The organism is Rhizobium sp. R634 (assembly GCF_002211305.1).
Lineage (GTDB): Bacteria > Pseudomonadota > Alphaproteobacteria > Rhizobiales > Rhizobiaceae > Rhizobium.
Window position 1 is genome coordinate 85,310 of record NZ_LOKW01000006.1, and the last position, 25,355, is coordinate 110,664.

General features: G+C 59.6%; 32 protein-coding genes and 2 tRNA genes. 14 read left to right on the top strand and 20 right to left on the bottom strand.

Going from position 1 to position 25,355, the window contains the following annotated elements; translation table 11 throughout:
- Positions 1–112 precede the first annotated feature (112 nt).
- Together ATY77_RS09885 and ATY77_RS09890 are read right to left on the bottom strand one after the other, a co-directional pair.
- A complete protein-coding gene (locus ATY77_RS09885; RefSeq protein ID WP_348627668.1) occupies positions 113–406 on the bottom strand; it encodes a hypothetical protein in 294 nt (97 codons plus the stop codon).
- Positions 379–573 carry a hypothetical protein gene (locus ATY77_RS09890; RefSeq protein ID WP_088687299.1) on the bottom strand — a complete coding sequence of 65 codons (195 nt, stop codon included), beginning with the start codon at positions 571–573 and terminating at the stop codon, positions 379–381. The genes ATY77_RS09885 and ATY77_RS09890 overlap by 28 nt, the downstream gene beginning before the upstream one ends.
- A gap of 349 nt (positions 574–922) precedes the next feature.
- Here ATY77_RS09890 and ATY77_RS09895 point away from each other — a divergent pair, with 349 nt between their 5' ends.
- The 4 genes from ATY77_RS09895 to ATY77_RS09910 all read left to right on the top strand — a co-directional run bounded on the left by ATY77_RS09895 (position 923) and on the right by ATY77_RS09910 (position 2,654).
- Complete coding sequence (locus ATY77_RS09895) at positions 923–1,252, top strand: oxidoreductase (RefSeq protein WP_088675271.1); 330 nt, start codon at positions 923–925, stop codon at positions 1,250–1,252.
- Between the two features lie 260 nt (positions 1,253–1,512).
- Positions 1,513–1,692: a hypothetical protein gene (locus ATY77_RS09900; protein WP_088687180.1), complete on the top strand. Its 180-nt coding sequence runs from the start codon at positions 1,513–1,515 to the stop codon at positions 1,690–1,692.
- A gap of 207 nt (positions 1,693–1,899) precedes the next feature.
- On the top strand, positions 1,900–2,103 hold the full coding sequence (locus tag ATY77_RS09905) for a CsbD family protein (RefSeq protein ID WP_088675273.1): 204 nt from the start codon (positions 1,900–1,902) through the stop codon (positions 2,101–2,103).
- A 239-nt stretch (positions 2,104–2,342) separates the two neighbouring features.
- Positions 2,343–2,654 carry a hypothetical protein gene (locus ATY77_RS09910; protein ID WP_088687181.1) on the top strand — a complete coding sequence of 104 codons (312 nt, stop codon included), beginning with the start codon at positions 2,343–2,345 and terminating at the stop codon, positions 2,652–2,654.
- Positions 2,655–2,872: 218 nt separating this feature from the next.
- Here the strand turns inward: ATY77_RS09910 and ATY77_RS09915 are convergent.
- Positions 2,873–2,947 (bottom strand) — tRNA-Asn (locus ATY77_RS09915).
- A gap of 117 nt (positions 2,948–3,064) precedes the next feature.
- Here ATY77_RS09915 and ATY77_RS09920 point away from each other — a divergent pair.
- On the top strand, positions 3,065–3,382 hold the full coding sequence (locus ATY77_RS09920) for a hypothetical protein (RefSeq protein ID WP_088687182.1): 318 nt from the start codon (positions 3,065–3,067) through the stop codon (positions 3,380–3,382).
- Between the two features lie 89 nt (positions 3,383–3,471).
- Positions 3,472–3,783, top strand: a complete 312-nt coding sequence (locus ATY77_RS09925; RefSeq protein ID WP_088687183.1) for a hypothetical protein — start codon at positions 3,472–3,474, stop codon at positions 3,781–3,783.
- 30 nt (positions 3,784–3,813) lie between these two features.
- Here ATY77_RS09925 and ATY77_RS09930 read toward each other — a convergent pair whose 3' ends face one another.
- Positions 3,814–4,152: a KTSC domain-containing protein gene (locus ATY77_RS09930; protein WP_088687184.1), complete on the bottom strand. Its 339-nt coding sequence runs from the start codon at positions 4,150–4,152 to the stop codon at positions 3,814–3,816.
- Between the two features lie 270 nt (positions 4,153–4,422).
- Between ATY77_RS09930 and ATY77_RS09935 the strand changes: the two genes are divergently transcribed.
- Positions 4,423–4,496, top strand: a tRNA-Cys gene (locus ATY77_RS09935).
- 218 nt (positions 4,497–4,714) lie between these two features.
- On the opposite strand, the gene ATY77_RS09940 is transcribed toward ATY77_RS09935, so the two are convergent.
- On the bottom strand, positions 4,715–6,259 hold the full coding sequence (locus ATY77_RS09940; RefSeq protein WP_088687185.1) for a recombinase family protein: 1,545 nt from the start codon (positions 6,257–6,259) through the stop codon (positions 4,715–4,717).
- A gap of 257 nt (positions 6,260–6,516) precedes the next feature.
- A complete protein-coding gene (locus tag ATY77_RS09945) occupies positions 6,517–6,924 on the bottom strand; it encodes a hypothetical protein (RefSeq protein WP_088687186.1) in 408 nt (135 codons plus the stop codon).
- Between the two features lie 89 nt (positions 6,925–7,013).
- Here ATY77_RS09945 and ATY77_RS32435 point away from each other — a divergent pair, with 89 nt between their 5' ends.
- Positions 7,014–7,223, top strand: coding sequence for a hypothetical protein (locus ATY77_RS32435; protein WP_141103919.1), 210 nt, complete (start codon positions 7,014–7,016; stop codon positions 7,221–7,223).
- Between the two features lie 17 nt (positions 7,224–7,240).
- Here ATY77_RS32435 and ATY77_RS09950 read toward each other — a convergent pair whose 3' ends face one another.
- Positions 7,241–7,552, bottom strand: a complete 312-nt coding sequence (locus ATY77_RS09950) for a helix-turn-helix transcriptional regulator (protein WP_088687187.1) — start codon at positions 7,550–7,552, stop codon at positions 7,241–7,243.
- 149 nt (positions 7,553–7,701) lie between these two features.
- Here ATY77_RS09950 and ATY77_RS09955 point away from each other — a divergent pair, with 149 nt between their 5' ends.
- From ATY77_RS09955 to ATY77_RS09965, 3 genes are read left to right on the top strand one after another with little or no spacing between them, the layout of a single operon-like run.
- Positions 7,702–8,865, top strand: a complete 1,164-nt coding sequence (locus tag ATY77_RS09955; RefSeq protein ID WP_141103920.1) for an ATP-binding protein — start codon at positions 7,702–7,704, stop codon at positions 8,863–8,865.
- A 1-nt stretch (position 8,866) separates the two neighbouring features.
- On the top strand, positions 8,867–9,205 hold the full coding sequence (locus ATY77_RS09960) for an STAS-like domain-containing protein (RefSeq protein WP_088687189.1): 339 nt from the start codon (positions 8,867–8,869) through the stop codon (positions 9,203–9,205).
- Positions 9,206–9,224: 19 nt separating this feature from the next.
- The gene (locus ATY77_RS09965; RefSeq protein WP_088687190.1) at positions 9,225–9,773 is read left to right on the top strand and encodes a hypothetical protein; all 549 of its coding nucleotides are present in this window, start codon (positions 9,225–9,227) and stop codon (positions 9,771–9,773) included.
- Positions 9,774–9,852: 79 nt separating this feature from the next.
- Here ATY77_RS09965 and ATY77_RS09970 read toward each other — a convergent pair whose 3' ends face one another.
- From ATY77_RS09970 to ATY77_RS10035, 13 genes are all read right to left on the bottom strand, one after another.
- Positions 9,853–10,299: a hypothetical protein gene (locus ATY77_RS09970; protein ID WP_088687191.1), complete on the bottom strand. Its 447-nt coding sequence runs from the start codon at positions 10,297–10,299 to the stop codon at positions 9,853–9,855.
- A gap of 74 nt (positions 10,300–10,373) precedes the next feature.
- The gene (locus ATY77_RS09975) at positions 10,374–10,697 is read right to left on the bottom strand and encodes a hypothetical protein (RefSeq protein WP_088687192.1); all 324 of its coding nucleotides are present in this window, start codon (positions 10,695–10,697) and stop codon (positions 10,374–10,376) included.
- Between the two features lie 139 nt (positions 10,698–10,836).
- Positions 10,837–14,049: a DUF4815 domain-containing protein gene (locus ATY77_RS09980; protein WP_088687193.1), complete on the bottom strand. Its 3,213-nt coding sequence runs from the start codon at positions 14,047–14,049 to the stop codon at positions 10,837–10,839.
- 16 nt (positions 14,050–14,065) lie between these two features.
- The gene (locus ATY77_RS09985) at positions 14,066–15,556 is read right to left on the bottom strand and encodes a hypothetical protein (RefSeq protein WP_088687194.1); all 1,491 of its coding nucleotides are present in this window, start codon (positions 15,554–15,556) and stop codon (positions 14,066–14,068) included.
- 18 nt (positions 15,557–15,574) lie between these two features.
- Positions 15,575–16,159, bottom strand: a complete 585-nt coding sequence (locus ATY77_RS09990; RefSeq protein WP_088687195.1) for a hypothetical protein — start codon at positions 16,157–16,159, stop codon at positions 15,575–15,577.
- A complete protein-coding gene (locus ATY77_RS09995; RefSeq protein ID WP_088687196.1) occupies positions 16,156–16,695 on the bottom strand; it encodes a hypothetical protein in 540 nt (179 codons plus the stop codon). The genes ATY77_RS09990 and ATY77_RS09995 overlap by 4 nt, the downstream gene beginning before the upstream one ends.
- A gap of 201 nt (positions 16,696–16,896) precedes the next feature.
- Complete coding sequence (locus ATY77_RS10000; protein WP_088687197.1) at positions 16,897–17,295, bottom strand: hypothetical protein; 399 nt, start codon at positions 17,293–17,295, stop codon at positions 16,897–16,899.
- Positions 17,295–19,652 carry a phage tail tape measure protein gene (locus ATY77_RS10005; RefSeq protein ID WP_088687198.1) on the bottom strand — a complete coding sequence of 786 codons (2,358 nt, stop codon included), beginning with the start codon at positions 19,650–19,652 and terminating at the stop codon, positions 17,295–17,297. Before ATY77_RS10005 ends, ATY77_RS10000 begins: the two co-directional genes overlap by 1 nt.
- Position 19,653: 1 nt before the next feature.
- The gene (locus ATY77_RS10010) at positions 19,654–20,103 is read right to left on the bottom strand and encodes a hypothetical protein (protein WP_088687199.1); all 450 of its coding nucleotides are present in this window, start codon (positions 20,101–20,103) and stop codon (positions 19,654–19,656) included.
- Between the two features lie 80 nt (positions 20,104–20,183).
- Positions 20,184–20,555 (bottom strand): hypothetical protein, encoded by a 372-nt coding sequence (locus tag ATY77_RS10015; RefSeq protein WP_088687200.1) that lies wholly within the window; start codon positions 20,553–20,555, stop codon positions 20,184–20,186.
- Positions 20,552–20,785, bottom strand: coding sequence for a hypothetical protein (locus tag ATY77_RS10020; RefSeq protein WP_088687201.1), 234 nt, complete (start codon positions 20,783–20,785; stop codon positions 20,552–20,554). The genes ATY77_RS10015 and ATY77_RS10020 overlap by 4 nt, the downstream gene beginning before the upstream one ends.
- The gene (locus ATY77_RS10025) at positions 20,769–21,542 is read right to left on the bottom strand and encodes a DUF1376 domain-containing protein (RefSeq protein ID WP_088687202.1); all 774 of its coding nucleotides are present in this window, start codon (positions 21,540–21,542) and stop codon (positions 20,769–20,771) included. The genes ATY77_RS10020 and ATY77_RS10025 overlap by 17 nt, the downstream gene beginning before the upstream one ends.
- A 277-nt stretch (positions 21,543–21,819) precedes the next feature.
- Positions 21,820–22,020 carry a hypothetical protein gene (locus tag ATY77_RS10035; RefSeq protein WP_088687204.1) on the bottom strand — a complete coding sequence of 67 codons (201 nt, stop codon included), beginning with the start codon at positions 22,018–22,020 and terminating at the stop codon, positions 21,820–21,822.
- Positions 22,021–22,143: 123 nt separating this feature from the next.
- Between ATY77_RS10035 and ATY77_RS10040 the strand changes: the two genes are divergently transcribed.
- The 3 genes from ATY77_RS10040 (at position 22,144) to ATY77_RS10050 (ending at position 25,224) form a co-directional block, all read left to right on the top strand.
- Positions 22,144–22,779 (top strand): hypothetical protein, encoded by a 636-nt coding sequence (locus tag ATY77_RS10040; protein ID WP_088687205.1) that lies wholly within the window; start codon positions 22,144–22,146, stop codon positions 22,777–22,779.
- Between the two features lie 2 nt (positions 22,780–22,781).
- Positions 22,782–24,017, top strand: coding sequence for a site-specific integrase (locus tag ATY77_RS10045; RefSeq protein WP_088687206.1), 1,236 nt, complete (start codon positions 22,782–22,784; stop codon positions 24,015–24,017).
- 541 nt (positions 24,018–24,558) lie between these two features.
- On the top strand, positions 24,559–25,224 hold the full coding sequence (locus ATY77_RS10050; RefSeq protein ID WP_190237615.1) for a protein-L-isoaspartate O-methyltransferase: 666 nt from the start codon (positions 24,559–24,561) through the stop codon (positions 25,222–25,224).
- The last annotated feature ends 131 nt before the right edge of the window (positions 25,225–25,355 follow it).

Here is a 25,355-nt window from a genome sequence, read left to right on the forward strand (position 1 = left end):
AGAGACCTCCTGTCAAAGCTGACGTTACGTGGTTGAGGCCATTTAACTTTTAACCCCGGCGTTTGTTCCCGACGGCCGCTATCGGCGCCGGAAACGACGACGTCTCGCTCCTTCAATCGCGCGGCAGCTTCTCGAGCAGGAGCAGATTGCCGGACCGGTTGCCGCATGCTCGGCATGTGAGGCGCTTGGCCAGCGTGGCGAGAGGCAGCGTGTCGCCGCAGCGCCTGATAACGTCCCGCCGTCCGATCGGCGTTTGATGACGGCATACCCGGCAACGGCCATGAATGACGAACCATTGCGGCAAGGTGGCCAGCGTCTGCCTTTCGGTTTCGATAGCATAGCCGGCAGGGGGCTGAAGCTCGATGCTGCGGCGATGTTTCATCTTCGTTCGAAGGTCGGTGTCCATCCCCGCGTCATGCCGCGGCTCATCGCTCCTTCCGTCAGGGCAAGCTGAAGCCTGAGGTGGCGGCAATCCAGCAGCAATGTCGTGATGGCGGCGCGGACGTTCCCGTCATGAAAGGCGACGACTGCATCGACTTCTCCTTTCAGCGTTTCGTCCGCCAGTTTTTCGATTGTTTCAGGGCGCACGGCATCGATCTCCTTTCAGAGTTTCTCCAAACACAAGTTTTCAGATTGGCGGCCGCCACGCCGATGTTCCTATTATGTTCCGTTCAATATCCGAGTCAAGAGATAGAGACGATCGATATGCTGTCCTTCCTGAATCCGGTTGATGAATGTTGGAAAGAATGGAGATCGCGCAGGGTTTGGATGGTGGGGGGCGGAGACAGGAGGCTCCGCCCGCGCGATCTCCTTTGCTACCAACGATCGGCCGAAACCGATGTTCCCGTACGCTTTCGAACTGAAACAATTTTGAAACGCCCTTGTTCGCTGCCTACGGCAAACAGCACCGAGGAGAACGACAATGTTTCTGAGAATGATGGCAGTAACCGCGATCTCGATTGGCCTGGCCACATCCGCGATGGCGCAGTCGAGCGGCGGCAGCGGCTCGGGATCCGGCAGCGGCAGCAGCAGCGGGGCCTCAGGCGCCGGCAGCGGCACCACCGGTTCCGGCAACACCGACACCGGCGGCACTGCCCCCAACACCACCACCGGCGCCGGAGCGACCGGCGCGAACGGTTCGGGCGGTGATCCAAACGATTGCCAGCGCCAGCAGGCTGGCGGCACCGGTAACCCGGCACCGACGTCCGGCAATACGTCGGCACAACCGGATGCCGCAAATGCCTGCCAATAGCGGCGGCCTTGCCTCGTAGACTCTTTTACCCCTGGAAGCGGCTGTTCCGCTTTTGGGGACTTGCTCCCAGTGCTGGAGAGCTACCCGCCGATTGCGAAGACTGAGAATCTTCCGCACTCGCAGCTGACGTGCGCCAAGAGAATGCATATATCTTCAGCTGCAAGCTGCTCTGGAAAGAGATGGGTTCAGGTAGGATTTCTCCTGGCCTTCCAAAGGAGGCTTCCATCTCTCCGCCACAGCGTAAAACTGGAGAAGCATTGATGAACAGATTACGGGCATTTGCAGCAGCCGGCGCCATCACTTTTGCCGCCATCACCTCCGCCTGCTCGACGCCTCCGAATTCCTATGGCTCGGCATCGGGCTATGTGCCGGGAGATTCCATGAACCCGGCCTGTGCCGATGGTTTCCGCCCCCGTGAGGGCCGTGCGTGCAGCTACTAAGCCTGACGTCGCTGTGGCTTGCCGTGGGTCCAGCATGAGCAGCATCGTTGCCTGTATCTGACGCGCGGTCCGCTTTCCCGGCAGGGAAACGGCTCCCCGATCGGCCAGCGCAGTTCGGTACTACAGGCGAAGAGTCCGCATCGTCACGACTCGGAACACTTAGCCCTCATCACCGTTCCTCCATTCCAACGATAGGAGGATATACCCATGGATTGGAACCGTGTTGAAGGAAACTGGAAGCAGATGAAAGGCAAGGTCAAGGAGCAGTGGGGCAAGCTCACTGATGACGACCTTGATGTCATCAGCGGCAAGCGCGACCAGCTCGAAGGCAAGATCCAGGAGCGCTATGGCTACGAAAAAGACCGCGCCAGCAAAGATATCGACGACTGGTACGGCCGCCAGAGCTGGTAACAATTGACCTCAACTATATAAAGCTGTCGGCTCCGGCCGGCGGCTTATCTATTGGAAGATAGCGTGCTGCCGCAGCGCCACCTGACGCCTCCATCGAGATATATGAGAAGCAGGGCGGGCGGCTGCGCCAACCCTGAGGCACGCCAGCCGGTGTCTTTGTGGAACGCCCGTAGGGGAAAGCCGTTCATCTTAGGTTAATGCCCATTAACTCAGACTCGCAGCCCTGAAAGGATGCGCCGATGAAAAAGCTTTTTCTCGCAGTCGCAGCCACAGTCTTGGCTGCAAGTTTCGCCCTGCCGCTAAACGCTGCGCCGATCGCCGTGCCGAAAGCGGTAGCCATGCACAACGACGTCGAGCAGGTCAAACACCGTCGCCACGGTAATGGACATGCCTATGGCCACTGGAAGAAACGCCGCTATGCTCACCGCGACTGCCGGTATTACGGCTCGTGCTACCGTCCGCGGTATTACGGTCATCGCGACTACTACGGCTATCGCGACGATTACCGCTATCGTCGTCGGTCAGGTGTGACCGTGTATTTCGATTTTTAGGCGGCAGTGGCCGGCCACTTGGGCCGTCGGCGCGAATGCCGACGGTCTTTTCATGGCGCAAAGCTGTGAAGGTCGCCTTTCCGTAGGCGAACATCGTCTCCATCCAGGCGGCTTCGAAGGCGGGAAATCGGCAAATGCCGGTTTCAAAAGCGCGGAGAGAAAGTGGAGAATTAAGTGCCTGCTGTCGGATTTCTCAACGAAAACAGGCGCTTGAAAAATGGCTCCCCGGGCCGGATTCGAACCGGCGACCTGTCGATTAACAGTCGAATGCTCTACCGCTGAGCTACCAGGGATCACTGCTTGGCGCGGTGTGAGTGGGCTAATACAAATGCTTGCCCGATTTGCCAAGCGGTTTTTTCAAAAAAATGAAATGAACTTGTATTTGGGTTGCCTGTGCCCATCTGTGGTGAATGACAAATGGGAATGATTATGGACAGACGCGGGGCGGCGAGGAGCCCAAGGTGCGGGCACGGCGCTTCGGTATCGACCACACAAGCGGCAGGCTCATGCTCGGCTCTTTCAGCATCGGCATGCCGCGCTCGCGCCTGGCGCGGATGGCGATCGGCATTGCGCTAATTTTCTGTGGAGTGCTGGGGTTCCTTCCCATCCTCGGCTTCTGGATGCTGCCGCTCGGCTTCCTCGTGCTCTCGCATGATTTGCCGCTCGCTCGCCGGCTTCGGCGGCGGCTGGCGGTCTGGTGGCACCGACGGCGGAAGCCGGCGGGCTGATGATTGCTTGGGGAACAGTGGATGGCTTTCTGCATTCACGATGTAGGGATGCGCAAGCAAGATCGCGCCGAGATGGCCTAGGTGAAGAAATGAAAGCATTTTTTGTTCTCGCCCTGTCGGCGGCGACGATTCTCTCAGGCGCTCCCGCCCAAGCTCAGGTTGACAGCCGCGGTTTCGACGCTCGCGGCATCTGCCGCCGTCCCGAAGGTTGCGTCGTCGATCACGGTCAGGGCGGCAGCTATAACGGGCCTCGCAACTACCGCAATTTCAACGGCCGCAACGAGCGTGACGGCGGAAGTGACCGCGACAGGGACAACCGCCGCTACCGCTCTCAGAACAGAAGCGACAATCTCGGCGGCGATCACGCGCCGGATCGTCCCGCGGCAATAACTGTCGGCTGATGCTGGCATGGGGTGGTCTGCCAGCCGTATCTAGTTCGACCGCAATTCGCTCGCCTCGAAAATTCCGCTATTGCCCGGGTCGAGGCTGGTTGCCATCAGCAGGCTGCAGGCGGCGATGAGGAGGGCGAGCTTCAGCCCGTAAGACGCCACGGAGCCGCGTTGCCTGTGGTGCGGTGAGACGCGGCAGGGAGCGATATAGTAGTTGTAGTAAAAGTGCGGGTCACTCGTTTCCCGCAGGTTCTGGTAGACGTGGGGAGGGATATCCGCGTGTTTTACCGGTCGGGAGCCGGAGAATTTTACCAGCAGATCCCGAGTTTCCGCATCATATGCCGCACGCATGTGCTTCGATTTGAGGGCGGCCCAATCCATCGCGGCTCCTACACAGATTCCATGCCCTCCCGATGAAATAAGATGTCCGGACGGTGATCGAAGTCAAGCTTGGGATTTGTTTCAAATACCATCCTTGGCAGGAAATGGAGCATCGTCACCGGTTAGAAACCTTGGTCTGCGACGGATCGTTCCAGGATAGGAAAATGACCTTTTCGGGAGCATCGAAACGCCGTTTTTCCGAAATGCCCTCTTGCGATTTCCTTACGATCATTCTAAACGCTCGCCACGGCTCGGACAACGAGCGGGTGAGGCCTCGTGGCGGAGTGGTGACGCAGAGGACTGCAAATCCTTGTACCCCGGTTCAATTCCGGGCGAGGCCTCCAAAAATTTCACCATATATTTCAGGGGCTTATGGCGCCATTATCGCGGCGCCGTCTATGTTTCATGTCGCGTGATGTTGCGTCTAGTTTCCTTTGGTTTCCGGACGCTTTCCATCATTAGCGGCAAATCCATGCAACATGATTTGCAACATGCGGCGCTGGCGATGGGACGCCTAAAAGTTTTCCACAGACTGATGCAGGGGCTCCAGCCCAAGGCGTATTCAAAGACCCAGGATTGCCGCAAGTATCCCCACTAAGCCAACCTGAACTGGCTTAAAGGGGGCTGATGGAAATATCACCACGGCGTCGATAAGTCGCCGGAACTCGCCCATACATTCGCCTCGTGGATCAGCCACGGTCAGACGATCCGCCAGGTGGCGGACAGCGGTTTCGTGCGCGACAGCGGCGGCAGCCCGAAAATCCGCTGCCCCGGCGACCTCCACAGAAAGGAGCCGCGTCAGATCTGCTACAGCTGCGTCAAGCGGGGGGCGGCGGGTTGCAAATTGCTCGATCGAAACCAGTTCTTGCAGGTAAGCGTCCAGAAGGCGTTCGAGCTCGCGCTTGCGCTTCGCAAGTTCGCGCTTGATGCGGTTCCGGCCGGTTGCATTCTCTGGCGTCAGGCGGCGGCGTTCTTCGAGATAGGTTTCGACATACAGGGCGACGGTGGCCGGGTTATCCAGTCGCTCAGCCAGGCCGCGAACGACGGCAGTCTCGATGGCACTCAGCTGATAGCGCCGCTTATGGCCGCACGTTCCGCTTTCGCGCGATCGCGAGCATCTGAGGCGCTGATGGCCGTTGGTCTTCCCGTCTATCGTCATGCCGCTGCCGCATTCGCCGCAGCGCAATAGGCCGGACAGAATTCGCTTGTTTCGAGATTGGGAGCCGCCCCGCGGCTTCATCCCGCGAAGCCGGGCGTTTACCTCTTCGGCAGTCTCGGGGTCGACTATCCGAAGATTGGGGACGTCGACGACATGCCATTCGCTTTCCGGGTTCATACGGCTTATGCGCTTGCCGGTGTCAGGATCTCGAACCATGCGCAGGCGGTTCCAAACCATGCGCCCGGAATAGATCGGGTTGCGCAGGATGCCGTTCAGCCGGGTCGGTGATCCATAGATCGTCGATGCGTTCCATACGGCCCCGCGCGGCGGCGGAACCTCTTCCCGGTTCAGCCCGTAGGCGATCGCGCGCGGGTTATTCCCGGCGGCGAATTCGGCAAAGATGCGTTTAACGATCGCGGCTTCGTCCGGATCGATCGACAGTTCGCCCGGCTTGCCGAGGACAGGCTTGTAACCGTAAGCCTTGCCGCCGGCCGAAAGACCTTCCTTGACGCGGCCGGAAAGACCGCGCCGGACCTTGTTCGCGAGGTCGGTTAGGTAGAGCGAGCCGACAAGGCCCCTGATCCCGATCTGAACCGCGTCGGCCTTGCCGTCATGAACGGCGATGATATCGATGCCGATGAACTGCAGACGCTTGAAGATCGCGGCCAGATCCTCCTGATCGCGTGACAAACGATCGAGCGCCTCGACCACAACGACGTCGAATGTCCGCGACTTCGCCCGTTCGAGCAGCAGCAGAAGACCGTCCCGGCCGAACAGTGATGCCCCCGAGCGGGCGCGGTCTGAAAATATTTCCCCGATCTCATACCCCTGCCGATCGGCAAACGATCGGCATAGCGAAATCTGATCTTCAATCGATCGATCCAATTGAAGCTCTGACGAGAACCGCGCGTACACGGCTGCGACTTTTGCCTTGGCTGTGACGTTCATCGGCTTCCCCGTCTTCCTGCGGATTTGACAGACCGAAATGGTCGCATCTTGCCGCGTCGCGGGCGAGAGCACGAACGAAGGCAGCGAATGTCGGATCAAGGGCGGGGTCTGACGAGAACGTCATGTGCGGGCCTTTCGGAAATCTGACGTGATTTCGGATTGGCACTAATCCGTGCACAATTTTCGCTTGTGCGCAATTTTGATTTAATCCATCGCACCGGCCGACGGCAGCGGGCCTCGGCCGGCGCATCATCGCTTCAGCGCGCGCTTGCGACAGCCGCCTGTCCACGCCGCAGTATATCAATCAGCTGCTCGAACCCAAGTTCAGCTTCTTCGGCCTCAAAGCGCACCAACAGGCGATATTGCAGATCGGCCTCGCCGGCCGTGGCAGGTTTGAAATCGAGCAGCTTCTCGATAAGTAGCGATCGTTCGCGCTTCAGGGCATCGCTCAAAATGTCGAGATAAGTTCCGGCCGCATTCACCTGGCCGTTGGTCTCAAAGCGCGGCTGCGCCATTACGCCTAAGCAAAATTCAGCGCAGGCGGACAGGGCGTCGAAGAGGCCTGCAAATTGATTGATGTCCTGGGGGACGGCCTCGATTATGGACGGGAATACGGTTGCGTCCTTGCTCTGCGAGCCAGTTGCGATATAGGCATGGTCAGCCATATCAATCTCCTCGTAAGATTGTTTGCGGTTAGGATCGAGGCGAGATTGCCGTCTCGCCTCGATCTGCTTTTTAGTCTAGATGTTATTTCATGAATGATCGAGATATAAATCTAGAAGAAAAGAAGCGCGGTCGACCGGCGATCGGCCGGGGCGAGCAGATCAACGTCATGGTTCGGCCGGAAATCACGCAAGCTATCGATGCTGCAGCCGCAGCGCAGACGGATCAACCTGCGCGGTCGGAAATGGTCCGCCGTATCATCAGGGAATGGCTCGTCGAGCGCGGGTATCTACCGGAATAAGCACTTAGGCGCCGCCGCTAAGTAAGGTCGTCGACCGAAATCGCGAGCGCAACGGCGATCTTCTCGAACGTTTCGATGCTGCGGGCGCGCTCGCCGCTCTCGATCTGCGAAAGATCGCTGATGCTAATCGCTGCCTTCTCCGCAAGTTCGTCCGCGGACAGCCCTCGGAATTCTCGCCAAACCTTTACTGGATGTTCGCCGTTGACAAACCGTTCGACGTATTCTGAGGGGATCAGTTCTTCATTCCCGTCTAAAAGACGCTGGTGGAAGGAGCGGACCGCCTCCTCGTCCTGTTGATCTTCTGGGGGGTGGTCAGGTCGGTTATTCATCGCCGGGTATCCTGGTTTCGCGGTGCTCAACATCGCAGCATTGCTCAATCTATGCGCAACTGTCGAAGGTGCAATCAAAACTGTGCGAAGCCTACAATTTAGGTCGCACTGTAGTTGTGATTTTTTCATCTCGTGCGTATTAGCGGAACATGAAGAGAAACGATTTCCAACGGCGGCATTGGCATCGTTCGCGCGCGGCAAACGAACTGCGCCGGCGCAATCGAGGGAAGCATGCAAAACGCATCCGCATATGGGTAGGCGAGGATGTTGCATTCGCCATCTCAAGCAGGGCGCCGACCAAGCCCCCAGCGATCATGTGCCTGGAGCGCAATACGGTCGAAGTTACGGAATTCCTTGAAAACCTGCGGCGTCGCCTTCTGCGGCCAATTGCGAACCCAAAATGGCTTACGAAGACAACCGGAAATTCGCTGCAGAAGGTGAAAGGCTACCTCGATTTCGGGGCGATCAAGGAGATCTCAACCGCAGCGGCCCTCGTTTTAGCGGCAGAATATGAACGCGTTGTTTCGATCATTGGGGAGCCTCCGCCGCTCATCAACCTAGATGAGTGGAACGAAGATGTCATCCTGCGTCTGTGGCAGTTGGGTTTCTTCACGACGATTGGAATAACCCCTAAGCCTGATCAATTCATGACGTCGAGTGAAGATGTCATGACCTTGCGCTTCCTAAGCGGGTCAAATGCGCAGGAGACTGAAGCAGCTGACAAGATGCTAGTCGAGCTCGGAAACTTTCTTGATCCAGATAACGATTTGCCGGAAGAAATCCGGTTGCCGCTCACAACTGCCCTTTCGGAAGCAATGATCAATGTTCGCCGCCACGCATACCCAGATGACCATAGGTTTCGCTTTAAACACATCAACAGATGGTGGTTAACCGGTTCAGCGGATCGAGCGCGACGAAAGCTCACAGTTGTGATATACGATCAAGGAGCGACAATTCCGATCACATACTCGAAACTTTCCGAAAGTCTGGACATTAGGGAGTGGATCTTGTCGATAGTGCGGATTGCCCCTAAATCGGATAATCCGTTTGCCGAGGACGGCGCTCGTATTGCCGCAGCGGCAAAATTTGGCAATACACAGACCGGGAAGTCCTATCGAGGAAAGGGCCTGCCGGATATGCAGAATGCGATCGACTGTTGCGAAAATGGGCGACTTACGATTTTAAGCCGAGGTGGCCGATATGTTTACGAAGGCAAAGACAGAACGAGCATTGCCTCTTACCCCTGTTCGATCGGGGGCACTCTCATTGAATGGACGCTCACGCTTCCCTCAGACCCCGGGCGAACGGTGTAGCATGGTATCGATCAAAGTTGTCGACTTTTCATCTTACCCCGCCGGGCGGGATGCAAAAGACGGCCCAGACAACGGCGCAAAATTTCGCGACGAAGTCCTTGTACCGGCGCTCCGCAAAGCGCTTGCAGAAGGGGAAAAGGTCTCTGTAGTCCTTGATGACGTCAAGAGCTATGGGTCGTCTTTCCTCGAAGAAGCGTTCGGGGGTCTATTACGGGTAGGGAAGTTCAAGCGTTCAGAGTTGAAGCGGATCCTTGAGATCAAGGCGGAACGACCCGTGTATTTTACGATCAAACGCCAGATCGAAGCGATCATCGAAGAGGCTCCTACCACTGATAGGTGATAGTGGCATTTACACTTTTTTGACGACCTTGGCGCCGGGCGTTATCTCGTTTGCGTTGGGCGCCGCATGGCAATCTTGGCGCGCTTCTTCGTCGGAAGCCGCAGCGCAAATAAATGACTTACTCAAAGACGTACGCGAACTTGAGACGCTCGCGACCGAATATTGGACCCAAGGCGGGTCAGCCAAGCCCGAGATGAAGGCTCTTGAAGTGAAAATTCGCGGCATGACCTTTGTCATAGCCGGGTTCGAAGAGCAGGCGGAAACGCTATTCCCAAAATACAAGAAGCAGTACGAGCAATGCGTCGACGCGCTCTTCAGAGCCGCAACTGGCGGAAAATTCGAAACTAAAGGTCGAAAGGCCGACTTCGCGCGAGCCATTTCAGTGAAAGAAGCAGCGGCAGACTTGATTTCGGTCGCACGGAAAGCGCGCCAACAAAGTGCAGCATTCTCGGCGGTGGGCTGGTTCATCAGGCTAAAGGCTATCTGGCTTCTTAAGTTCTTGTCGTTTCCACTCCGTTGGCTGTCAGCAAGGAGAATGCGTCCCCTTTTCGACAGTCAGGGGGATTGAACAGCAAGCCGCCGCGTCGCTTCCTGCAGGGACGTCAGCGGGACAACCGATTGCCGACGACCCTCTGCGAATTCGTCTTTCAATGCCGGCCGTAGGCCACCCCTTCCTGCGCGAGGCCCATCGAGATAGCAGCGAGAGCCTCATCGCGGCGCCGATACGCGGTCGGCCGGCTCCATCCCCGGCGATCGCAGGCTTCGCCGAAGGTCATGCCGTGCGTAAGCTTGGCCCTGACCCAATGTTTCAGGACGCGCGCCGCCCCGGGCTGATCCTTCAGGTATGTCGCTTGCCACCATATCGCTCGCTCAAGCTGACTGACGCGCGCGGGCGCGAGCGCCCGGCGCATCGGCCTGATTTCGATCGGCGGCCAACCGTCGAAGTCCTCGTCGGACGTGATCAGCGCAAGGTTCGGCATATTCGATCGAAGACCGGCCGGGCCGACCCGCCCGGCTGCCCGGTTCGCCCATCGAACTGCTTCAAGCAGTTCTTCGCCGACGATTTTCGGCGTCCAGACATCTGCAAAATCCATATGCACGGCTGCGGCCCTTCATCCAGCGTGACGGCGAAAATGTTGCGAAATGTCACGGTTTCAAAGGGTTCGCGTCACGCTGCAGATCGCGCTTTTGACGCGAATGGTATCATCGTGATCTTGCTCGGCTGCCGATATCCGCCGCGCTCAATCGACACATAGCCAAGCCGGGAAAGAGCATCCAATGCCAATCTCAGCGTTTTCAAATGAACGCCGGCGCGTCTCGCGATCTCGATCGGCTTTTGAAACAGGGTGCCGTTCTGGTCGGTATCTTCCACGAGCATAAAGGCGACGCGGAAGCCGGAATGCGAGATCCGGGGGTCGCGCCGAGCGCGGTTAAGCCAGGCCGTGCGATCCTTGGATTTGACGAATAAAATTGCGTTTCTTGCCTCGGTCATTTCATCCTCCTTCAAAGTTCGGCACGGTCCTCAGAGCGTAACCGTAACCGCAGTTTCGAAACGGGCTGCGGCGGCATCGCACCGCAGCCCCGGGCTTACTCGGTCCCTACTCGGGGGGAGGTCATCCCTTCGCCACCCCTTACATGATGGCCGCGCCGAGATCGCCGACGCGCGGCCGAGCCGAAGGCCCGCCCGTAAGTGTGATCTTGATGCGTCCTTCGGTTGCCGTGATGTTCGTTACGCCGCGCTTTTGCTCGACCCATGCCGGGTCTGAAAGCGCTTCAGTGCTGATCAGCGGCAGCGACAGCCATGTGTCATCCGCCTTGTCGTATTGGACCGTCAGCGTCGACCCGAAGGGCAAAGACGCTTTCAGGTAAGCGGTCAGGTCGACAGAGGTCCCGAGCTTCAGCGCCCGGCAGACATAGGTCGCCTCTGTTGCGATCTCGCCGGCAACGAGCACAACCGGGTTGAACAAGACCGGGGAAAGCGTCGCCGTCCCCTTCAGGATTGCCCGAAGCGTCACGGTCTCGCTGATGTACTCGGTCAGCTGAACGACCTGATACGGCAGAAGCCGGATCACGGACGCGTCAGCCCGGACGATCTCGAACACGACGCTGCAGTCCTGGGACGGCAGGTCGATTGTTGCCCTGACCTGAAGGTCACTGCAGTCGACGAGGTCAAACGTTCCGAGGGCAACCGTCTTTTCGAGCGGGCCGAACTTGGCGGCAACCACCCGAAACGCGAGATCGTCGTTCTGATGCGCCGTCCATGTCGATGCATTGGACGAGGAAAGCATGACGCCGACCGTGTACGGCTGCGCCGTGACGAAGCTTTGCCGGGCAGTATCGAAGGCGCCGAGACTTGCGAAGGCAAGCGCATGGTCGGCGTCGTCGGTCTTCACGACGAAGGCGCTTTCTCTGTCCCCCGATGTAACGACCGGCATCGGATAGCGGGCGGACTTCCATCCGTCGACCGCGCCTGCCATTGACACGAAAGCCGATGCTTCGACCTCAGTCGTTGGCATTCCCGTTTCAACGACGACCTGCTCGACAAGGAGACCGTTCGCTGTCGAACCGACGTCGCAAAGCTTGACGTCGACGCCGACCAGATGACGCATCGCCGGCAGCGTGAAGGTTTGAGCGAGAGGGTCCGGCCCATGATTATCTTCGCGGAATGGGTTGAACGTCGACGACGGAACCCGGACGACTTCGGTCGGCGGGCGCGTCCATCTTTCGATGGTCGTTACCGTCCTCATGATCGTCGTATTGATGACGCCCTGACCAACGAAGGGGGCGGACGCGAACGACCCGCCCTGGCCTTCTGCGTAGAGCTCTTTCGTCCCTGCCGTGACATTGGCGGGGATGGTAAAGCTGCCGGCGATTTCGCCGTCTTCATCCCCGACGACAGTCCCGCCCGGATGGACGTTGATACCGTCGAAGGTCAGAACGTCAAGGATCTCGCCGACGCCGAAGCCCTTGATCGTATAGCTGACCGATATCGGCCGAAGGAATTCGGCCTGCTCTTGCCGCTGATCGACGACCCGGGTGCTGTCCGTCGAAACGACCAACGGCCCATTGTCACGACGAATGCCGCGATTGAATTCGATCGTCTGCGGGCTCGCCCATTCCGTCTGCTTCACCGTCCAAAAGTCGGCCGGCGGAACGATCTTCATCGAAGCCGGCATCGGCGTGAAATTCTGATACGGGTTGATTTTCATGCATCCCGTATCAAGCGACTGCTCGATGACGACCTCTTCGGTGTAATCGAGCATTACCGGGGCGGCCAACGTCGACGTGAAGAAGGTCGGCAGGATTGCAAGCTCGATCGTTCCAAGACCGACAGACGCGGTTTGAACCTCGCCCTGATCTCGAAACTCGTCGCCGGTCAGCGGATCGGCGAACGTCCCCAATTTCGCGACCGGCTCGCGGGCGTCGATTGCCCTATTGATCCGCTCGATCTGCATCAGGCGATTTAGATCGAGAACCGCGTTATAGAAGCGCCAGGCTTCGTCATAAGGGACGGACCGCGTTCCATCGTTTTCGACGTCCGGCTTCGTCATCCAATTATTGCGGATGACGCAAAGCTTCAGAAGCGCGGCCGGCGCGACAGGTTCAAGCGGGTTCTTCCGCGCCGATACGCCTTTGACGTAGACGGGCAAACCCTCCTGATCCAGGCATAGAAGGTCGATGCGCGGCAGCTTGTAATCGTATCCGAAGATCACAGTCGTCCCGGCGACGCCGCCCGATACCGTGATCGAACTGTCCGTCGCCGCATCCTGTGAGACGCTCGCAAGATAGCGATACTTGACCTGATAGGTCGATCCCGTCGCCGGCTCGGCGCCGCCCGGCGACCAGCTGACGCTATCCCCAACGCGAAGATAATCGGTCGTCACGACATAGGTCGTTGCGCCCTGCTTGACCTCAAGGATTTCCGTCACGCTGTTCTGTGCGAGCAGATCCGCCGTCCCGCCGACGGCGCCGCGCGTGACGTTCTCGGTAACTTCCTTCGTCACCAAGACCGTGTTGATCGCCGAGATCGGGGAAAAGTTGGTCTGGATCGTCGCGCTTGCGCCGCCGGGATAGGTATGCGGCTCGCCGGCGACCTCTTCCGTATCCCAATCTTCGAGCTCGGCATGCCGCAAGGCAGCTTGCCGGGTCCGCTTGAAGCCCTGGATATTGGCGACGCCTTCTTCGATCGAAAAAAGCTGGCTGCCGCCGACCTTGCCGAGCGCCGTCACGCGGCAGCCGCGGACGATATAATTCCCGTTCGCATCGCGGTCATAAACCGCGATCGCCTGATTGACCCCGGACAAGCCGGGCGGCGGCGTCTGATCGATAACGGTCCCGTCCTGAATGAGGTAGACCGGAACGAACTCCCCTTCTTCCTCGCCGATCAGCGCCCAAGCGATGGTGACGACTTCGCGCGCCGCGCCGGGTTCGCCTTCCGACAGGGCGCCGGCAGCAAGGCCGAGAAGCGAAGGATCGGTCAGCGACGTCACCCATTGCCGGGTTACTTCGACGCCGATGCGCGCCTGACCCGTCATCGGAACGTCCGAAATGACGGCCTGGGCGACGGGGAAAATATCCCCGTCGACATAGATCTTGCCGGCGGTCAGCGTCCACGTTCCGGCCTCTTCGTCGATAAGGACGATTGCCGCGCCCTCGATGCGGTCGCCATCCTTCATCGTCACGCGAGAGATGCGGCGGGCGCGTTCGCGCTCGACGGTCTGAAGCTCGTTCAGTTCCGCCGACTGCAAGAGGCGCCCGTCGCCCATGAAGACGACCCCCTGAACGTCATTCCGACCGGTGGCCCGGTCATGCGTGAAGGGCAGACCGCTTTTGTGTTCGTACATCTCAGATCCTCAGTTCTCAGGCGCCGGGGTTCTTGGCGATGTTGCGCCAGTCGAGGATCTTGGCCGCGACATCGAGGCGGACGTTGGTTTCGATGCCGTCGATATCGAAGCCGGTGCGGGTCTCGGTATAGACGCCGCGGGCGCCTTCGAGATAGGCGAGCTCGATGATATCCGTCTGCGCCGGCAGCCCGGCCATGTACCAGGCGGTTGCGGAACCCTCGACAACGATATTGTCGTCCGGCCGATCGATGCCTTTGTCGAGGCGAGGCTCGGCAATGATCGAAAGACGTTGAAGACTGGTCGGAACTACGTCGGCGGTTTTGGCGGGGGAGATCTGCCCGAGGAACTGCTCTGCGCGTGTCTGCATGGCAACCGGGACGATCAGATAGGCCGGCGCCAGGCCTATGATCGTTTTGCCATCGAGGCCTGTCTGCAGGGCGAAGAGGGTCCGACCTTCCGAAACCGGATCGATGTCGATCGCTCGCGCTACCATGAGGTTCTTGTGCGATGCATGGAACAGCGCAACGCCGTCGCCCATCAGGGGGTTCGATAGGATCTGCCCCCATACGAGATCGCTTTCAAGCTGTGCGGCTTGAGTGCCGAAGGCGGACGGCAGGCGGGCAAAGGCGTCGAGATCGTCGTTGATGAGCACCTGACGGGTGATGGCGACGATCTTACCATAGGTGGCGATCTTGTAGCTCTCCTTCCCCTCGGCGATCGTCCCTCGCTTGAATTCGCCATGCTCGTTGACTTTTTCGAGCGCAGGGGCTTCGCCGAACTGCGCGCGCGTGATCGGTTTGAAGTCCACGGCCGTGGTCTCGCGAACGAGAGGCCGAAACGTCTGCGGCGCGGCCTGATACGCTGCGCGCAGCGTGGTGTTCGTGATGTTCGCGAGAATACCGGGGAAGTCGGTTGTCGTGTGCAGACCGCCGCCGCGCTGCTGAAGCGCCGCAGCGGCGAGATCCTGACGGCTCATTCCACGTGTCGAGACGCCGTTCGCTTCGAGAACGTCTTTTGCGATGCCGAGCAGCGGCATACCGCGGAAATTGCGGCCCTCGGCGGTCAGTTCAACGGCTGCCGGCGATGCACGATGCAGAAGGGCGTTCGTAACGGCTGCCGCAAGCTGATCGAAATTCGAGCGGCCGAGGCTGATGCCGGTCATGGACCTGATGTTGTTGTCATCGCTCTGGTTGGCCAATTCAGCAGCGAGCAGACCGCGGAACGCTTCAATGTCCGTTCCGGAGAGCACGTGCTGTTCGCCAAACCGACGCATGTCCGCCTGGGCGGCCAACGACCGGATCATTACGATACGATTATCGCGATATTCAGCCGCCTCGATTTTATCCCGAAGCTCCGTTGCCTTCCGCGTCAGTTCGGCATGTTCTTCGTCGAGCTTGCGGATCTGTTCGTCCGCGAGGCCGGGCTTGTTCTCGGCGGCGATGTCGGCGAGACGCTTGGTCATCGTTTCGAGATCGGCGCGCATCGCCGTCAAAGTTGTTTCGTCCATTTTGTTTTCCTTTCCGGGTTAGCCGTCGGCCGGCCAACCGGGCGCGCTCGGCACCGGCATGAGGACGGATCGAAGGATTGAGTGGAGTTTTTCGTACTGACCTGGCGGCGGTGGGAAGGCCGTCGCCTCTACGCCTGGCAGTAGATCGCTGCGGCCCGCGGCGATCAGCTTTTCGTTCATCGCGCGCGTCCGCTCTTCGGACGCCGCCACGCGTCGAAAGATAGCGGTCATTTCATTCTGAAGACCGGGGAACCGCGTCAGCAGAAGATCCACGGTTTCCGTCGCGTCCGCCTTGACGGCAGAGATCTCGGCTTCAAAGGCCTCAGAAGCTTCACGCTTCTCAGCTTCGGCCAAACGCCGCGACAATTCCGCGTGGGCGGCGATCACGCGGTCGCGCTCGCGCGTTGCCGCCTTCAGGATTTCGTCCTGCTTGTCGAGTTGGGCCTCCGTTCCGTCGAGAAGCAGCACCGCGCGCTTCTTTTCTGCAAACGTGACAGCCTGGTTCAACGGCGCGAGGTCGATCGCTGCGAGCGCCGCGCGCAGTTCAATTGATCCAGCGTCCGGCTTGCCGAGAACGATTTTTAATTGCTCGAATAGCTTCATTGGAAATCCTCCGGCCGAACGTGCCGGGCGATGATGGACGTGGCGTCGGCGCCCGAAACGACGCCGCGCAGCAGAAGTTCGTCGGCAAGGTCGCAGATGGCTCGCCATACGGCCGGCGATTGCACGAGCCGGATGGCGTCGGCTTCGTAGTGGCGGTAACGCGAGAATAGCTGTTCGGTTGAGGCTTCCTGCCCGACGACCGCCGTCAGGAAGCGCATCGAGACGCATCTGTCGCACCCGCAATCCGGGGACGACCGGGTATGGTCGACGTTGCTCTCGATGTCGGCGTCAAACGCCGTGCAGGTCCAATTGAGAGCCCAATTCTCGGCATGCGCAGCGGCCATCGCTACTACGATGGACTTCTCAGCGACGACGATGGGGTTTCCCATCTGATAGACAATCTCGGCCCTGCCGGACGGTTCAATCCCCACGTCTTCGACCGACGCCCCAAGGGCGAGCGCGACGACAGCATGGGCAGCTTCGTGAACCGCGACCCTGCGGTCTCGCACCGCGCCTTCGGCGGAAGCGTTGACCATTTGATTTTCCTTAAATTGTTCCATGTGCTGACCTTTCGCGAGGGCGTCTCTCCAAGACCAACCCAACCGCAGTTTCGAAAAATTGAAAAACGCTTAAAGATCGGGGGGCAGCGTTCCCGCATGGGGTCCGGCCTCCAACTCGGTCCCTTGGTAGGGGGAGGGGTCGGCCGCAGCCCGCCACCGTAGTCATCGACATCGTCGTCATGCCCTTCCTCCATGCGATGGGAAGGCGATGACTTTGCTGTCTGGCTGCGGTAGCGCGCTGCGAGGCGTGGGCGCCTGCAGCTTTGCGATGATCTCGGCGTGATCAGCGCCTTCCTCGATCAGCTTGAGCGCTTCGAGCTCCCGACCTTTGATGAGGGGATCGCTCAACACGATACGCGCAAAGCATACGGCACTCTGCGCGCCTGCTTCGAAGGCGAACGACCATAGGCTTACAGCCTCGGCCTCATCCACAGAGGAAATCCTGAGACGATCGACAGCGTCAGCCACGCCCCTTCCAATCCAGGGACGGCGCGCAGCGGTCTCAGCAGCGGCGGGATCGCTTGAACCGAGGGCGCGGTTGATCAGATCGACAAACAGTGACGAGAGTTCGCGCATCAGGCATAGGCCCCGCTGTCCGAGTGTGCGCCGCGCAGAAGCCGGTCGATTTTTTCTTCGAGCACCTTCAGGACGGCTTGAGGATCAGTGATCCCGTGGACGTGAATGGTCACGCTGCCGATCCCCCCGGTCGCGCCGCCCCCGTTTGCCGACATCATGCTTCCCGCCCGACTAGCCGGTGTGATGGTGCCTGCGCTTCTCGGCGAGAAAATCTCCGGCTCGTTTTCGCCAACAAGGAAGCTGCCGCCGGGCCACACGTTGCCGCCGTTTGCGCGATGGCCGGACAGCGTATTGTCGTTTGACGGCGCAGGCGTCGGGCCATCGCCGCCCCCGAAGCCGATCAGGCTTTTGATGTCGGGGAACTTGATCAGGCCCGTCAGATCGATCGTGCCGATAGCTTCGAAAATCTTCGCCGGCAGCCCTTTGAACCAATCGAGCAGGCCGTTAAACGCCGACTTGATCGCGTTGATCATCATGTCGGCGACGTCATAGCCGGCCTTTTCAAAGCCCGCCTTCTGCTCGTCCGATAGGACTTCTTTCGAGAAGAACGACCCGATCCAGCCGGCGAACTGCGACAGCTTTTCCCCGGCCCAGGCGAAGTTGTTGCCGAGCTCGCGGATGGCGATACTGAACGGCTCGACGACAGGCTTGATGACATCGAAGGCCGGCTTCAGTTCTTCGCCGATGCGCTTCGCGACGCCGCTGACTACGGACGACACCCGATCCCAATACTTGTAGAGCGCGTAACCGGCCGCCGCGACCGCGGCGACGCCCGCCGCGATGGTCAGCCAAACCGGGGCCGATATCGTCGCCAGAGCGGCGCCCACAGCCGTCAGCGCGCCGGCAATGGCCGAAACGCCGGGGACCGCAAGGGCAATTCCCCGAAGCCCTATCGAGAAGCGCTCGAAACCCTTCAGCTTCTCAGCGCCGGCCATTGCGGCAAGCGCGTCCTGATAGACAAGCATGCCCTTGAAGGCGTTCGTTGCGCCGATCGCCGCCCGGCCGACGGTATTGAAGCCGATCGCCATCATCGACAGCAGCCCGCCGCGGCCGGTCAGTCCAACGTAGCGAAGTGACGCCGCGGCAACCTTGAAGGATACGAGAGCAGCTGCAGCCGCGAGAATTGACCGGGTTAGTTTCGGGTTCGCCTGCGCGAACGTCGTGATCTGATCGACAAGCGGGCTGATGCGATCCATCAGGTCATTCAGGGCCGGGATCAGCGCGGCGCCGATGACGATCTTCAGCGCGGTCAGCCGGTTGTTGAAGACCTGAACCGCGTTCGCAAAGGTCTTCGACCGAACCTCGAATTCCTTGAACGACGACCCGGCATATTTCGCCTGATCGTCGACAAGGCCGAGGCTGTCCCGCAGAAGCTTGATGTTGGTCAGCAGCGGCCCGAGGGCGCGCGCTTCGTTGCCGAACAGATCCGATGAAACGGACGCCTGCATTTCCTTCGGAAGCTTGCTGATCTTTTCGAGGACGTCGAGCGTCGTTCCTACGGCGTCCTTCTGCATGTTCTTGGCGACCTTCTTCGCATCGAGGCCAAGGGCCTTGAATGCGCCGCGCTGCGCCTTCGTTGCGCTTGCGCCCTTCGTCAGGGCCAGACCCATGTTGCGGAAGGACGTCGCCGCGACGTCAGTTTCGGCGCCGGCCGAGATCATCGCCGAGGCGAAGGCCGCGACCTGCGTCGCGTTGAAACCGAACTGCTTCGACTGCGCGCCGACGCGGCGAACGACATCGAGGATTTCGGCAGCTGACGACGCCTGCGCGTTCGACAGATGGTTCATGCTGTCGGTCAACAAGACCGCCTGATCGATCGTCAGGCCCAGGCCGGTCATCAGCTTGGCGAGCGCCTCGCCGGCTTGATCGGCCGAAATGTCGAAGGCGACGCCGACCTTCGCGGCGGCCTCGGTAAACTTGATCAGATCCTTCCCGGCGATACCGGCCTGCCCGGCGGCGGCGGCGATCTGTGCCAGGCCGTTAACGGACATCGGGACGCGCTTCGACAGATCGACGAGCGCGGCCTGAAAGTCTTCAAGCGCCTTCGGGGTCGGGAAGTCGACGACCTTCTTGACGTCGGCCATCGCGCTTTCAAACGCCATGGCCTCGCGGACAGGGGCGCCGATCGCCGTCTTCAGGGCGTAGAACCCCGCGATTGCGTCGACCATGCCGCCCCGCGCATTGGTAAGGGCGGCATTGTTCCGCTCGATCGCGGCGCCGAGCCGCTGGCCGAAATTCGCGGAGGAATTGGCCGCCTTCTGCAGCCCGAGCAAAGCATTCCCGGCTGACCGCGCCGGCCGCGTTACCTGATCGAGCAGACGAACGATCAGGGTCGATGTCAGCGTTCCGCCGGCCATATCAGGCGACCTCGCTGAAGCCGTCGAGTTCGACGATTTCCAGAACCGCGCGAGCGTCGGCGTCCAGCCGGCGCTCGACGACGATCCCGTCGGCTGCGGCGCGTGAAATGACGGCTTCTTCCCGGCGCTCAAGCTGAAGGCGATGCGCGGTCAGCGCCGAGACGAAGACGGCGGTCTCGGCATCGTCAGTCTCGCCCTCGGCAAGGTGATCGAGACGCCCGCCGATTACCGCGATCTGAACCCGAAGCTCCTTGACGATAAGATCATAGGCGCCGCCTGCGACGGTCAGCAGAACAGGCGGCGCCATGGCGAAACGGGCGCCAGAGACGCCCAGGGTCGCAAGCTGCTTTTCGAGGTTCTCGACAAAGTGTCGATTTCCCGGCTGCGTTCGGAGGCCGAAGAGCTTTTCGGCCGCTGGCTTGGGAAGGAGGATTTCGATCGTTTCCGACATCAGGGGTAACCTCTCGATGATTGAGGGTTACTCCCGATCTCAGCGGGCTTGGATTGGGCAAAGTAAGGGAATTACGGGACTTACGGGAACGTCGTCCGAATGATGCTAGCCAATCGCAACCGGTCGATGCGCCAAGGGGAACCTGGCCCCCCTATTTGTGTCGCAGCGCCGTGCTTCTTGACCTTGCTAAGTGCTGCGTCCCTTTCGCAACCAAGTAGCTCTGCCGTCGTATCGAGCGTGATCCAGCGCTTTTTTCCATCCGGCGGCAGCCTCTCGTTCCAGTCAATCGTAAGCGGGTCGATTGGCGGCAGGGAAGGCAGAAGTTCTAATTGGACCGGCACCATCGGCGCGGCGGATATAACGCCGCCGGCCCGCGCCGCAAGGATTGCCGCGCACCTGGCGGCGATCGTCGCCAGTTCTGATGTGGGAAGAGCATCGAGATCGTCCGTCAAGCTGCATCCTCCGTAATCCGCTTTCTCGAACGCTTCGTCCTCAGGACGCGACGCAAGGCGAGGTCCACGACTTCGGCGTTTAGTTCCTTTGGCACATGGCCGAGGACGATCCGCCGGATGAAATCAATCGTGCGCTTCTGAAAAATCCTCCGAGCGTCAATGACGAGGGCCGAGGGACGGCTATCCGCCCAGGTGAACAAATCGAGCTCGGCATCAGGCTTTTTTCGCATTTTGCTCTCCCGCTTTGTGAGTGAAGCGATGCAACTCTTCCTCGGCTTGGGATCTTGTCAGTTGCTTGCGCTTTGCCAACTCATGGATCACGCGCTGAAAATTGTTGCATGCGTCTTTATCGGCGCCCCTCCGCAACGCTCGCGATCCTATGTATTCGACAAGCTCATCTCTCGCCAACTCAGACCCGAATGAGATCGGCGTATGAGGATCTATGGCGCGCATGAAGTCGCTGCAATTGTCCCCGGATCGAAAGACGACAGCGGCGCCGGCCGCGCTCTCAGGCGCGGGCGACGGCGCCTTATAATCTCGATTGCGAACTCTAGATTTTGGGTGACGCCCTCTAGGGGCGTCACCCTTTCTATCTATAGCTATATCTGGCATTGCGTCTGCATCAGAGGATCTTTGATTTTGTTGGGAATTTTCCCAGCGCTTTTTCGCGGCTCGTTCACCGTTCGAAGACTTTCGTTCGCGAAAATCGATTTCGTCACCGATCCAACCGCACCACAAACTCCCATCCCCGAGGCGAGAAATAAGCCCGCATTCGATAAGGCGTGCGATTTCCCGATCGAAAGCGGACTTCGTCGAATTGCAGCCGCGGTAAAGCATTCCGTTGACGACAAGGGGTTCGCCACGCTCGCTCATCATCGCCATGAGCAACGCGAAAAGACCGACTTCGGATTTCGAAAGCGTCCGGGTGGCCGACAGAAACTTCGAATGGTGGAGCCGGAAGTAGAATGCCTCAGTTGAGCGGCTCATGTTGCAATTTCCCCGCATTGCGAGCAGCGCAGTCGCGAACCCAGGCGCGACGGCGGCAAGGCGACGGACGCGCTATGGCCGCAGCCGGCGCAGCGCACGATCCTTGTCACCTTCGCAACGGCGGCAGCCGCTTGCTCCCGCAGTGTCGCTTTCGACGGCCGGGCCTTGGGCGGGCTCTTCGGCAGCCGGATAATCTCCCCGAGATCGGCGACGTCCTGAGTGCCTTGCCGCCGACTTTTGTCGGCGGCGGTTTGCCTCCGATGGTCGATGCGCCGGGTCATGCCGCCCCCGCGTCGGCACCCGAGCCCTTGAAGAAGTTCAGAAGTTCGTTGCGGCTAGCAACCCATCGGCCGCCCACTTTTCGGCAGGGGATATGATTTCCCTCAAGCAGCGCGAATGCCTGTCGCGTCGACCGACCGATAAGAAGGCCAATTTCCTCCGCCCCCCACACCAGATCAGACTGATTATCTTTATGCATGCTGCATCTCCGTTACGTTTGCACAAAAATTAACGTAACGAAGAGTAGTCGCTTGCATTAAGATGATGCAACGGTAATTATCCCATATAACGGTGTCTGAAAAATAAGGGTAACATTTAGCCGATGTTTGATATTTCGTTAGATTGGTTTCGTCCCGTCGATGGAGTTGAGGTCACGGAAAGCCATGGGCTCTTCCAAGACGCGCCGGACCGGAGGATGATTATTGCGCGAAGCGAACGCTTGCATCCGATTGCGTACCGGGTGGAAAATTTAGAAGATCCCAAATCAATCCGATTGCTGAATGCTCGGAACGTTGACGATTTGGCAAATTTCGTGGCGCGGTTTGGCGTTCCTGATCGGCTCGGCTACAACCCAGAAGGCGACCGTGTGCTCGTTTCCCTGATTGAAGCCTTGCGCGACGAGATAGCTGACGGTTTCCACACTACCCAGATCGACGATGATATCGCAAAGCGGGCGTGGGCAGAGAACGCGCTTCGCCATGTCTCGATGTACCCAGCTTTCGAATACTCTGACGCGGCCAAGCGGATGAAACTCGGCGTTCGGGCCTCGTCGCTCGCTGACCTAATGCTCTGCGAAGTCGCCTTCGCGTTAGAGGTTGGCGCCAAGCTCCATAATTGTGAAAAATGCAGCAAGGCTTTCATCTCGGGTCATCTTACGGGCCGGCGGGCGAATGCCGTCTACTGCTCTGACAAGTGCCGCGTCGCGGCGATGCGCCAACGAAATTCTAAGGGGGCCTAACCATGTCCGTTCGAAAGCGTGAATGGACGACGCCCAAGGGCGTGGCAAAATCAGCCTGGGTCGTCGACTATAACGACACCGCCGGCAAGCGCCGGCTCAAGACCTTCGGCAAGAAGAAGGATGCTGACGCTTTTGCCGCGACCGCCTTTGTCGAGGTCAGGGATGGGGTCCACGTCGCCGACAGCGCAAGCATCACCGTCGCCGAAGCGGGCAAGCTGTGGATCGCGACCGGGGAGGGCGAGGGGCTTGAACAATCCACGATCGACCAACGTAAACGACATGTGAAATATCACATTGTTCCGTTCATAGGCGGAACCCTGCTGTCAAAACTGAGCGTCCCGGCCATTCGAGCCTTCCAAGATCAACTGAGGGAAACGCCGTATCCCGACGATTTCCCGAAGGTCAGCATGCGCGGCAAGCCGCGCACTGCGAAGATGATCGGGATCGTCACGACAAGCCTCGGGGCCATATTGTCGGACGCGCTGGATCGCGGCGTTGCCTCTCGCAACCCAGTCTCGGAGATGAGCCGGAAGCATAAGGGCAAAGCCCGGCGCCAGGAAAAGCGGAATAAGCGCAAGCTCGTCGTCGGCGTTGACATACCCACGCCGGCCGAAATCAGCGCATTCATAAAGGTGCTCTCGGGAACCTGGCGGGCGTTTTTCCTCACGGTAATATTCTCAGGTCTTCGCTCCTCCGAAATTCGCGGCCTGCGATGGCAGGATGTCGACTTCGTGCGGGGCGAAATCTATGTTCGCCAGCGCGTCGACCAGTTCAGGAAGGCGGGGCCGCCGAAGTCTGAGGCAGGGGCGCGGACGATCCCGGTGCCGCCAATCGTCATAAACTCGCTGAAGGAAATCAAACTGAAGCAGGGCAATGGGATTGACTTCGTCTTCGCCAACCCCGACGGCGAGCCTCGATCCCATGCAAATATAGTGCTGAAGGGCCTGCAGCCGGCCATGATCAAAGCCGACGTGACGGGCGCCACCGGCAAGAAGGACGAGAAGGGCAACGCTATTGCAGCGGCCAAATATACCGGCCTGCACGCGCTGCGGCATTTCTACGCGTCCTGGCTGATCAACCGGAAAGAGGACGGCGGGCTCGGCCTGCCGCCGAAGATGGTTCAGGAACGGCTCGGGCATTCGTCGATCGTGATGACCATGGACGTCTATGGTCATCTGTTCCCGCGGGCTGACGACGGGACAGAACTAGCACGGGCCGCGAACATCCTGCTCGCCTGAGTGCAACACGGATGCAACACGAAGGCAAAAAGCCTTGCAAAAACAATTGCGGGGAAAGGTCTGCAAATCCTTGTACCCCGGTTCAATTCCGGGCGAGGCCTCCAAAATTCTCCCACATGACATGATCAGCTTGAAATGCCGTCATCCGGCCGGATCGGATCGGCCTCGGCCGGCACGAGTTGCCGCTGAAGCATGCGGGGAGAATCGAGCGCGGTTCGGTGTCCAGTCGCCTCAGGTCGCTTTGCCGTCCAGCAGCCCACAGCAGAAGATGCCGATGAGCGCTGCGACGATGAAGAAATCGAACAGCGTGAGATATTCGAAAATCGCAGACATGGCCTGCTCCTCCTATTCCTCCGTGAAAAATCATAGCATGAAGAGGCGGAAGATTCCACGCGGGAGTTGCAGCGTTGCCCATGCCTCCTGTGGCGCGGAAGAAGCGCCCGCCGGATTCTTTTCGCTGGCCGCTGCCAAGCCTTGAAAGCATTCGTGGCGGAGATTAAGAGACGGGGGACAGGAACCGCTTTTCAAAGAGCGAGAGGACATGATGGATTTCGAAGCAGCCCGCGCAAAGATGGTCGATAACCAGGTTCGCACGACGGACGTTACCTCGCATTCCGTGCTGACGGCGTTTCTCACGGTGCCGCGTGAGAGTTTCGTGCCGGAGAAGGCGAAGGTGCTGGCCTATATCGACAACGACGTCGAGATCTCAGCCGCCGCGCCCGGCAAGCCGGCCCGTTTCCTGATGGAGGCTTCGCCGCTCGCCAAGCTGCTGCAGCTGGCCGCCATCACCAAGGATGATTTCGTGCTCGAAGTCGGCTGCGGCACGGGCTACACCTCTGCGCTGCTGTCGATCATTGCCGGCTCCGTTATTGCGCTCGAATGCGACGAGGCGCTGGCGGCGGAAGCGAAGGCGAAGCTTGCCGGCTACGGCAAGGTCGAGGTCGTGACCGGCCCGCTCGAAAAGGGCTACGCTGCCGGCGCTCCCTATGATCTGATCTTCATCAACGGCGCGGTCGAGGAGGTTCCTGCTACTCTTCTCGCTCAGCTGCGCGATGGCGGTCGCCTGATCACCGTCGAAGGTTACGGCAACGCTGCTCGCGCCAAGGTCTTCGTCGCCGAGCGCGGCGCGATTTCGGAAAACGTCTTCTTCAATGCCTCGGTCAAGCCGCTGCCGGGCTTTGCCAAGGCGCACGAATTCGTTTTCTAAGCCGGGTCTTCATCGATGAAATTCTAAGCGGGCGCCATCGGCGCCCGCTTTTTCGTCGGGTCGTCGGAAAGCTTTCACAAACGCCGCCTATCCTGAATCCTCCGCGCCCGATTGGATGGAAGAGGGCGAAA

Excerpts from the sequence above, each read along its gene's own strand:
- ATY77_RS10025 (WP_088687202.1), bottom strand. The coding sequence starts at position 21,542 with ATGAGCCGCTCAACTGAGGCATTCTACTTCCGGCTCCACCATTCGAAG.
- ATY77_RS09910 (WP_088687181.1), top strand. The coding sequence starts at position 2,343 with ATGAAAAAGCTTTTTCTCGCAGTCGCAGCCACAGTCTTGGCTGCAAGT.
- ATY77_RS09945 (WP_088687186.1), bottom strand. The coding sequence starts at position 6,924 with ATGGCTGACCATGCCTATATCGCAACTGGCTCGCAGAGCAAGGACGCA.
- ATY77_RS09925 (WP_088687183.1), top strand. The coding sequence starts at position 3,472 with ATGAAAGCATTTTTTGTTCTCGCCCTGTCGGCGGCGACGATTCTCTCA.
- ATY77_RS09985 (WP_088687194.1), bottom strand. The coding sequence starts at position 15,556 with ATGGACGAAACAACTTTGACGGCGATGCGCGCCGATCTCGAAACGATG.
- ATY77_RS09895 (WP_088675271.1), top strand. The coding sequence starts at position 923 with ATGTTTCTGAGAATGATGGCAGTAACCGCGATCTCGATTGGCCTGGCC.
- ATY77_RS09990 (WP_088687195.1), bottom strand. The coding sequence starts at position 16,159 with ATGAAGCTATTCGAGCAATTAAAAATCGTTCTCGGCAAGCCGGACGCT.
- ATY77_RS09975 (WP_088687192.1), bottom strand. The coding sequence starts at position 10,697 with ATGACCGAGGCAAGAAACGCAATTTTATTCGTCAAATCCAAGGATCGC.
- ATY77_RS32435 (WP_141103919.1), top strand. The coding sequence starts at position 7,014 with ATGAATGATCGAGATATAAATCTAGAAGAAAAGAAGCGCGGTCGACCG.
- ATY77_RS09920 (WP_088687182.1), top strand. The coding sequence starts at position 3,065 with ATGACAAATGGGAATGATTATGGACAGACGCGGGGCGGCGAGGAGCCC.
- ATY77_RS09955 (WP_141103920.1), top strand. The coding sequence starts at position 7,702 with ATGAAGAGAAACGATTTCCAACGGCGGCATTGGCATCGTTCGCGCGCG.
- ATY77_RS10000 (WP_088687197.1), bottom strand. The coding sequence starts at position 17,295 with ATGCGCGAACTCTCGTCACTGTTTGTCGATCTGATCAACCGCGCCCTC.
- ATY77_RS09970 (WP_088687191.1), bottom strand. The coding sequence starts at position 10,299 with ATGGATTTTGCAGATGTCTGGACGCCGAAAATCGTCGGCGAAGAACTG.
- ATY77_RS10020 (WP_088687201.1), bottom strand. The coding sequence starts at position 20,785 with ATGCGAAAAAAGCCTGATGCCGAGCTCGATTTGTTCACCTGGGCGGAT.
- ATY77_RS09900 (WP_088687180.1), top strand. The coding sequence starts at position 1,513 with ATGAACAGATTACGGGCATTTGCAGCAGCCGGCGCCATCACTTTTGCC.
- ATY77_RS10010 (WP_088687199.1), bottom strand. The coding sequence starts at position 20,103 with ATGTCGGAAACGATCGAAATCCTCCTTCCCAAGCCAGCGGCCGAAAAG.
- ATY77_RS09940 (WP_088687185.1), bottom strand. The coding sequence starts at position 6,259 with ATGAACGTCACAGCCAAGGCAAAAGTCGCAGCCGTGTACGCGCGGTTC.
- ATY77_RS10040 (WP_088687205.1), top strand. The coding sequence starts at position 22,144 with ATGTTTGATATTTCGTTAGATTGGTTTCGTCCCGTCGATGGAGTTGAG.
- ATY77_RS09885 (WP_348627668.1), bottom strand. The coding sequence starts at position 406 with ATGGACACCGACCTTCGAACGAAGATGAAACATCGCCGCAGCATCGAG.
- ATY77_RS10035 (WP_088687204.1), bottom strand. The coding sequence starts at position 22,020 with ATGCATAAAGATAATCAGTCTGATCTGGTGTGGGGGGCGGAGGAAATT.
- ATY77_RS09980 (WP_088687193.1), bottom strand. The coding sequence starts at position 14,049 with ATGTACGAACACAAAAGCGGTCTGCCCTTCACGCATGACCGGGCCACC.
- ATY77_RS09960 (WP_088687189.1), top strand. The coding sequence starts at position 8,867 with ATGGTATCGATCAAAGTTGTCGACTTTTCATCTTACCCCGCCGGGCGG.
- ATY77_RS10050 (WP_190237615.1), top strand. The coding sequence starts at position 24,559 with ATGATGGATTTCGAAGCAGCCCGCGCAAAGATGGTCGATAACCAGGTT.
- ATY77_RS10005 (WP_088687198.1), bottom strand. The coding sequence starts at position 19,652 with ATGGCCGGCGGAACGCTGACATCGACCCTGATCGTTCGTCTGCTCGAT.
- ATY77_RS09950 (WP_088687187.1), bottom strand. The coding sequence starts at position 7,552 with ATGAATAACCGACCTGACCACCCCCCAGAAGATCAACAGGACGAGGAG.
- ATY77_RS10045 (WP_088687206.1), top strand. The coding sequence starts at position 22,782 with ATGTCCGTTCGAAAGCGTGAATGGACGACGCCCAAGGGCGTGGCAAAA.
- ATY77_RS09930 (WP_088687184.1), bottom strand. The coding sequence starts at position 4,152 with ATGGATTGGGCCGCCCTCAAATCGAAGCACATGCGTGCGGCATATGAT.
- ATY77_RS09995 (WP_088687196.1), bottom strand. The coding sequence starts at position 16,695 with ATGGTCAACGCTTCCGCCGAAGGCGCGGTGCGAGACCGCAGGGTCGCG.
- ATY77_RS09905 (WP_088675273.1), top strand. The coding sequence starts at position 1,900 with ATGGATTGGAACCGTGTTGAAGGAAACTGGAAGCAGATGAAAGGCAAG.